Source organism: Cupriavidus sp. FW305-F7 (genome assembly GCF_058782875.1).
On sequence record NZ_JBYSYC010000099.1, the window covers coordinates 1 to 7848 of the forward strand.

Annotated in this window: 5 protein-coding genes and 1 pseudogene; 4 read left to right on the plus strand and 2 right to left on the minus strand. The window is 60.0% G+C overall.

The window, feature by feature from the left end:
- From AC3WL8_RS39405 to tnpC, 4 genes and pseudogenes are all read left to right on the plus strand, one after another.
- The coding region (locus AC3WL8_RS39405; protein ID WP_492380210.1) for a biotin/lipoyl-containing protein at positions 1-138 on the plus strand (138 nt) is incomplete at its 5' end.
- A gap of 1825 nt (positions 139-1963) precedes the next feature.
- Positions 1964-2932, plus strand: a complete 969-nt coding sequence (locus tag AC3WL8_RS39410) for a Bug family tripartite tricarboxylate transporter substrate binding protein (RefSeq protein WP_492380206.1) — start codon at positions 1964-1966, stop codon at positions 2930-2932.
- A gap of 7 nt (positions 2933-2939) precedes the next feature.
- Entirely contained in the window at positions 2940-4088 is a 1149-nt protein-coding gene (locus tag AC3WL8_RS39415; protein WP_492380207.1) for an ABC transporter substrate-binding protein, read from the plus strand.
- 284 nt (positions 4089-4372) lie between these two features.
- Positions 4373-5894, plus strand: a pseudogene (gene tnpC, locus AC3WL8_RS39420) (IS66 family transposase).
- A 131-nt stretch (positions 5895-6025) separates the two neighbouring features.
- Here tnpC and AC3WL8_RS39425 read toward each other — a convergent pair.
- Together AC3WL8_RS39425 and AC3WL8_RS39430 are read right to left on the minus strand one after the other, a co-directional pair.
- The gene (locus tag AC3WL8_RS39425) at positions 6026-7348 is read right to left on the minus strand and encodes an MFS transporter (RefSeq protein WP_492380208.1); all 1323 of its coding nucleotides are present in this window, start codon (positions 7346-7348) and stop codon (positions 6026-6028) included.
- A 308-nt stretch (positions 7349-7656) separates the two neighbouring features.
- Positions 7657-7848: XdhC family protein (locus AC3WL8_RS39430; RefSeq protein ID WP_492380209.1), on the minus strand; the 192-nt coding region annotated here is incomplete at its 5' end.

Consider the following 7848-nt stretch of genomic DNA (forward strand, 5'->3'; position numbering starts at 1 on the left):
CTGTTGGCGCTGGAGGCGATGAAGATGGAGACCCATATCGCGGCGGAGCGGGACTGCGAAATCGCCGCAGTCCATGTGCAGCAGGGCGATCGTGTGGCGGCGAAGGATCTATTGATCGAGTTGAAGCCCGTGGATTAGCTTGGTTATGCCGGCCTGTCATCCTAGGCAAAGGCCGAACGCATGGTCAGGTGCGGCCGGTTTGCACACATCGGCTTTGCATGGCGACAACTACATCGATCAAGCTATCGACGCTGCCAGCGGGTGCGGGCACAACTTCTTCCTTGGGGCAGGCCACCCCCTGAGCGCGAGACCGGCCACAACGAGCAGTTGGTACGCGTTGCGTTGGGGGGGGGGGCTATACCCATGGTGAGTACCGGCGCTCTTCGCGCGCGTAAGGTGGGGGAAATGGGTTTATGCATGTGCTACTGTCTCAAGCCCCATGGACAGCTTCGGCACGTCGGTCTTGTTGCTGATCGGAATTCACCATGGACGATGAATCTCACGGTCACCTCCGTGGCCGGCCGGTTATGGCCGAATAGCGGACGCATGCGTCGGATACGGGAGACACGCGCCTGCGCCACGAACTGCGCGCCAGTCAGACTCCTTTGGAAGTGCGGTTGCCGTTCCAGTCGCCCGGAAGCCGATTTCCGCCTCGATCAGTGTCAGCGCGGCGCCGATGCAGTGCAGGCCATGCTCGAACGATAGATGCGACCCGTCACGCCGAGTGATGTCCAGCTTGTCTGGGTTGCGGAAGCGCGCCGGCTCGCGATTGGCAGCGCCGATCAGGGCAACGACCAGAGATCCTCGCCGCAGGAATTCCCTTTGTAGTGACTTTGAGGAACGTTATTTCTGGGAGTGGAAAAACTGGGGGAGGGCGCCACGTTCGATACGGCTCTGGGTACAATTCATGTTCGCATTCCACGAGTGGTGGCTTGCATGTGCCTGCCTGAGCCGCTTGACGAGAACGGTGATGTAGAAGACTACAGGGAATAGCAGTGCCCAATGGAACGGCTTCTACCGTCACGAACTACCCCAGCGCTGGCCTACCTCTGTGCTCGTCACGGAGCAACGGGATCATACAGGTCAGCTGCGGCCGTCGTTTCGCCTTGACGTCGGTCTCTTGCCTTTCTCATATGCGAGTTCGACGCGAGACCTAGGATCGGTGAGCACATTGAGGATCGCCAGTTTGCGTTGGGATGGGGTTCGAATCCCCAGTGCGAGCAACCAGCGAAATCACTCATGATTGCAATTGACAGTACTGTGCTGACAGCGTATCCATTCGAGGAGAATTCGAAGATTGAGATGCTTGCAGGCCGAATCAAACGAGAGTGCAGGATGGCAAGGCGGGCGGGGCGGCGGATCTCAACCGCTCCGGCTGAATCAGCGATGATTCATCTGATCAATTGTTGCCTGTCCAAACGACAGCAGATGCGGTGGTCTATCAACAGTGCACACTACCTTCTCCTGGCGCGAGTCGAACTGCTAGACGGCAGGCTGGAGGAGCGATTTATCGACAAGTGTCCTCACTTTCGATCACCAGAACTCCAACTGAGCATGTAAACGGGCGGATCCCCCAACTTCGTTCCACCCTCCGGCAACGGCCTGGCTTTGCCGAGACCTTTGACAGCCGGCAATTGCCGATCTGACGCATTACCTGAGGGCGCGGTTCGCATCAGGACAGGAGAAGTGGTCGGGCTTGGATGGCGCGATCGCGCGCATCAGGGCACCAGCTCATGTGCCGGCATCGCATTGATGGCGTAAATGGGCACACGTTGGTCGAGCGTTCACACTAATTTAGGAGAGTTTCGACAATTGAAAAAGCACCTTTTGTCACAGATAGCACATGGTTTTCCATAGGTATTTAGAAGGAATTGCGTACTAGCAACTCAAACATCCAATCGGCTACACTTATCGTGTACACACTTGTGTCTTGCCCGGCAGCTCCACTGACATAGGATTGGCTATGAATAATTTTTGCAAGCTCTGCGTCCTTGCCTTGGCCCTCTTCGGCACCGGCGTGATGCAGCCTGCCCGCGCTGAAGATTATCCGAACAAGCCCATCAAGGTCATCGTTCCGTATGCCGCAGGCAGCGGCGTGGATTTGATCGCGCGAGTGATGGCTGCAAAGCTTCAGAAGGAATTGCAGCAACCCATTGTTGTCGACAATCGCCCAGGTGCTGAGGGACGCCTTGGCTCGGCAGTCGCTGCCAAGTCCCCGCCGGACGGATATACGCTCCTCATGGCGGGCTCTGGAACGCATTCGTCCATCAACGCAATCTACAAAAAAGTTCCCTATGACGTGGAGAAAGACTTCCAGCCGATCTCCAACCTAATCGATGCGGATTTCTTTTTGGTCGTTCGCGCTGACTCGAAGGTCAATAGCATCAAGGAGCTACTCGCATGGCTGAAGGCCAATCAAAGCAAGGCGTCCTTCGGCTTCGGGTCAGTGACCACGCAAGTCGCCGGGATGAGCTTCATCAAGGCTGTCGGAGTCCAGGTCCCTGCTGTACCTTACAAGAGCAACGGGCTCGCGCTGAATGACCTGTTGGGCGGGCAGATCGACTTCATGTTCGTGGACCAGACCGTCGGGCTTCCGCAGATAGCGGGCGGCAAGGTGACGGCATTGGCCGTGGCCTCGAAGCAGCGGCGGCCGGATATGCCGCAGGTGCCCACTGCCATCGAGCAAGGCATTGACATGACAATCGACGCTTGGGTGGGATTGGTCGCGCCAGCGGGTATTTCTTCGCACGTCCTGGACAAACTGTCCACCGCGACCGCGAACGCGTTGAAGGACCCGCATGTGCGCGAGAGGCTGGCAGCGTCCGGCCGCGTCATGTCCCCGATGACGCCGAATGCCTTTGCCACCTACATGAAGAATGAACGTGCGGCTTGGGAAGCCAAGGTGCGCAGTATCAACCTTCAACAGCAGTGATTGCCTCATGACCAACACCACACCTATCCGAATCGGCGAAATCAACACATACTCGCCATCCGCACTGAGCGGTTTCATGCAGAAATACCGACAGGGCATTGACCTTTGCCTCGAGGAAATCAATCGGGCGGGAGGTCTGCTAGGCCGGCCGCTTGAAGTCGTCTTTCGAGACGATGAGCTGAGCTCGGAGAAGGCCGCCACCCAAGCCGAGCGCCTACTTCTCGACGATAAGGTCGACCTTATCGCAGGCACATTTACGTCGGACGTTGGCCTAGCGGTCGCACGCGTGGCGGACCGATTGAAGCGCGTTTTCATCGCGACCGAACCGCGGACGGACCTTCTGGTGTGGGATCAGGGCAGTCGCTACGTTTTCCGAATTCGAACATCCCAATACATGATGGCGTCAATGCTGGTGTCCCATGCGGCGGCCACATTGCCCCGTCGCTGCTCTACGATTTCTCCCGATTACGCGGGCGCCAAGCGCATGGCGGAGATGGCCAGGAGCTTGCTTGCCAAGACACGGCCCGACATGGTTTTCGCGGAACACCAGTCGTTCAAGCTCGGGGAGATTGATGAAGGCGTCATGGACCGCTTGGTCGCGACCGAACCCGAAGTTATATTCAGCGTAGTCTACGGGTCGGACCTCTTGCCCTTCGTACGCATGGGGCGGGAGCGCGGCCTGTTCGACAACACAGTCGTCCTGAGCCCACTTGCCGATCCGGAATACCTGCTCACCGTCGGCGATGAATTGCCCGCAGGCTGGATCGTGCTGGGCTACCCCGGAGAAGCCGACCAGCGACCCGAGCATTTGCAGTTCTTCAACGCGTATCGCGACCGCTTCACTAGCGAACCCGATGCCGCCGCTTTGATTGGCTACATGAGCTTCCAGGCAATTGGCGCAGCCGTACGGCGCGCCGGCTCGCTTGAAACCGAAATGATGATCGCTGCGTTGAGGGGACTTCGCTTCGACAGCCCGATTGGACCGGTGACAGTTCGTGCAGGGGATCACCAGGCGACGGTGGGAAACTGGATCGGCTACACGGCTGTGCGCGATGGCCAACCGGTTGTGGAGAACTGCCGTTTTCTCGACGGGGCGGAATTCCTACCCTCCGAAGCTGAGGCATCTGTCATGCGTCCAACTGCTTCCAGAAGCTGAGGCGATCCTCACTCAGTGCTACTTCTTGCCAGGGGCATCCTGCAATATGTCACAAAGGTCGGTCATTTAGATGAGCGTCAAAGTAGGATGAAAGGTCAGTTTGAGGACGAAAGGCGGGCTGCACACCAAATGCCCGTCACTGCGATCACGGAGGCTACCCATCAACGCAATACGAATAGCGGGGTAAGCGGCCAGCTCTTCCATCTTGCATCGATTGAAGCGATGAAGCATCGTCCCCACGAAGGAGGATCGCGCCCGAGGACGTCCTGGCACTGGCGCAGCAGATGCTCGCACACATCCAGCAGCAAGAACGCGAGATCAAGCTCAAGGACGTCAAGATCGAGAAGATCACCTTCGAGCTGGCGCGACTTAAGGGCTGGAAGTTCGGGGCCAAGACCGAGGCGATGAGCGCCGAGCAGCGCCGCCTGTTCGAGGAGACCGTTGCCGAAGACGAGGCCAGTCTGCAAGCGCAGTTGCAGCAGGCCAGGGGCGAGCCCTCTGTTGAAGGCAGCACCAAGTCCAAGCGCAAGCCCCGTCGCCAGCCACTGCCGGCCCACCTGCGCCGAGTCGAGCACCGCCACGAACCCGAGGATACTCACTGCCCAACACCGGGCTGTGGACGGACCATGGTACGCGTGGGTGAGGACGTCAGCGAGAGGCTGGATATTGTGCCGGCGGAGTTCTTCGTGCACCGCCACATCTATGGCAAGTGGGCCTGCCGATGCTGCCAACGCCTGGTACAAGAGCCTGTTGAACCGCAAATCATTGACGGCGGCCTACCAGCAGCCGGCTTGGTCGCGCACACGCTGATCAGCCGCTTCGTTGATCACCTGCCGTACTACCGGCAGGAGACGATCAACGCGCGCTCGGGCGTACACACACCAGCGCTCCACACTGGCTGCCTGGTCCGGGCGTGCTGGTGCGGCACTGGAGCCGCTCTATGAAGCGCACAAGCGCTTCGTACTTGCAGCAAGGGTTCTGCACGCCGACGAGACACCGGTGGCGATGCTCGACCCGGGAGCCGGCAAGACCAAGCGAGCCTACGTCTGGGCCTATTCGCGTGGCACCTTCGATCCACAGCCTGGCGTGATCTACGACTTCTGTATTGGTCGAGGCGCGCAGTACCCGATTGCCTTCCTGGGAGGTACCAGCGAAGACGGCAACGAGCGATGTTGGCAAGGTACCCTGATTCGCGACGAATACGCTGCCTATGACGGCGTGGTGCAAGCGCACCCCGGTCGCATAGCCGCGGGGTGTCTGGCTCATGCGCGGCGTCGGTACGACGAACTGCTACGAAACCAGGGCGGCAGCACCGTCGCGCCAGAGGCATTGCGCCGCATTGCGCAGATCTACCGTCTTGAGCGGGAGCTCGCCGCTCTGACCAGCGAGCAGCGTCTGGCCAGAAGGCGCAGCGACGCCAAGCCGCTGTGGGAGCAACTGCATGCCTGGCTGCAACTGGAGCGGTCGCGTGTGCCCGATGGCAGCATCACGGCCAAGGCACTCGACTATAGCCTCAAGAACTGGCCGACGCTGACGCACAACCTCCTCGATGGGGAGGTCAGCGTAGACAACAACAGTCTGGAGAACCTGATCCGACCCTGGGCTCTGGGAAGGCGTTCATGGTTGTTCGCAGGCAGCGAACTGGCCGGTCAGCGCGCCGCGGTCGTTATGAGCTTGGTGCAATCAGCAAAGCTCCAAGGGCACGATCCGTGGGCCTACCTCAACGATGTGTTGACCCGTCTGCCCACCCACCTGAACAGCCGCATCGACGAGCTGCTTCCCCACAACTGGCATCCTGCACGCTGAGCGCTTCTGCGCTCTCGCAACCGCTCTCTACTGGCAACGTGGGACGGCAAGACGCTTACTCAGCGGGGGCGCCGAGGCCGACCCCATTTGAGTGCATCGGTCCGATACACGTCGAGCAAGCGCGCTAACGCTCATCGAGCTTTACCGGGAGCGGCCACAGGGTGGGCCTGAGGATGGGCGCTACCGAGATACAGCCGCATGCTACGCACCTTGATGGCCAGGCAGGCGGTCACGAGCGCTGCGATCACGACCGGATACAGCGGAACTGCCGGGCCGAAGTCGCGTACCAACCATCCCAACGTCAGGGGCGCCAAACCAGCGAACACCGCGACGCCGATGTTATACGGTATGGCATATCCCGTCTGGCGGACGTTTGTCGGGAAAAGCGACGACAGGAGGCCGGGAACCAGCGCGCTGATAGCGCCCAGCGCGAGGCCGGGCAAAACGAACAACGGCGCCAGAGCCTCGTGAGATGCAGCCGCTCCTGGCAGCAGATGAAAGAAACTCGCACCAGCGGTGAAGGTTGCAACCGCGCCGATTCCAAGCGTACGCGCCCATCCCAGGGCATCGCTGACTCGGCCCCAGAAGGGCATTGATGCCGCTAGTGCCAGCGTGCCCCACATATTTGCCTGGAACGCCGCCTCTTTGGGAACGCCATACTCGGTGGTAAGCAGCATCGGCATGTACTGGAAGAACACGGTAGTGTCAAACGACATCACAAAGGCGAGCGCCATGCCAAATACGCAAGCGCCTGCATGTTCGGTCAGGACGACTTTGACCGGGATCGATTGTGCAAGCTGCTTCGACTTCAGGATTTTGGCGTGGAGCGGAGATTCCTCCAGGTGCCGGCGCAGGTAAGCCGCCGTCAGACCGAACACGCCGCCGACCAGAAAAGGCAGGCGCCACGCCAATGAAGGCACTCCGGTCTTGGCCGCGATCAACGCTGACAATGCGGCAGCGCCTGTGCCCAGCAACAGACCGGTCGCCACCACGCCATGCAGGATCCCGCTGGCGGTGCCCAGCCGGGATGGCGACGCATGCTCCGACACGAAGACTGCAGCGCCCGGAAATTCGCCACCCACTGCACAGCCCTGAAGCGCTCGCAGCACCAGAAGAGCGATCGGTGCCAGCACTCCGGCTGTCTCATACGTAGGTAGGAGTCCGATACAAAACGTGGGGACCGCCATGAGCACGAGGAGGAAGATGAACATTTTCTTCCGCCCGATTGTGTCGCTGAAGTGCGCCAGTACGATACCGGCGACGGGACGCACCAAGTAGCCGACCGCGAAGATGCCGAACGTCTGCATCTGGCCCACCCAAGCGGAAACCCCCGGTGGAAAGAAGGCCTTGCTGATCGCAGCGGCGACGAACAGGAAGATGACGAAGTCATAGTATTCGAGCATCGCGCCCAGGGCGGTCAGCCCGACGGTGTGCAGTTCCTTTCGGTTTAGCATGGTGTTTCCTCGTGGATATCGCTGTCGTGGTGCAGTGTCTTCGGCATGGTTGTGAGGCCGTGGCTGGTGCCGGGCAGGAGCGTCTTACGGAGGAACGAAATCGCACGGCGATCGCGGCAACTCAACGCACCAAGGATGAGCCGGACCCTTGCCTCCATATCGCTTCCTTCCCATTCTTTGTTGCTCCGCCGGGTCATTTTTTTTCAAAAGCACAATTTGCGCCTGACTTGGCAACTTGGCGTCGTGACCTTCATGGCTTGCGCCGCTCTACCAAAGACATCCAGTTGGGATCGGCAGCAATGAGGATGTCAGGAAGCCGGCGCGCAGGTGCCGCCGGAGCTGGCGGCAATCTCACGCGCAGCTTTCGCGTCTGCGACGTGCATCAGTTGCGGCAGGCAGACGTGGTTCTTGGCGGCGATGACCTGCGCCAGAATCGAGAGGGCGATCTCAGGCGGCGTACGGCTTCCTATATAGATGCCTGCCGGGCCTTGCAGGCGGGC

What these genes read in the sequence shown, in the direction of transcription:
- AC3WL8_RS39425 (WP_492380208.1), bottom strand. Translation starts at nt 7,348, where the DNA reads ATGCTAAACCGAAAGGAACTGCACACCGTCGGGCTGACCGCCCTGGGC.
- AC3WL8_RS39410 (WP_492380206.1), top strand. Translation starts at nt 1,964, where the DNA reads ATGAATAATTTTTGCAAGCTCTGCGTCCTTGCCTTGGCCCTCTTCGGC.
- AC3WL8_RS39415 (WP_492380207.1), top strand. Translation starts at nt 2,940, where the DNA reads ATGACCAACACCACACCTATCCGAATCGGCGAAATCAACACATACTCG.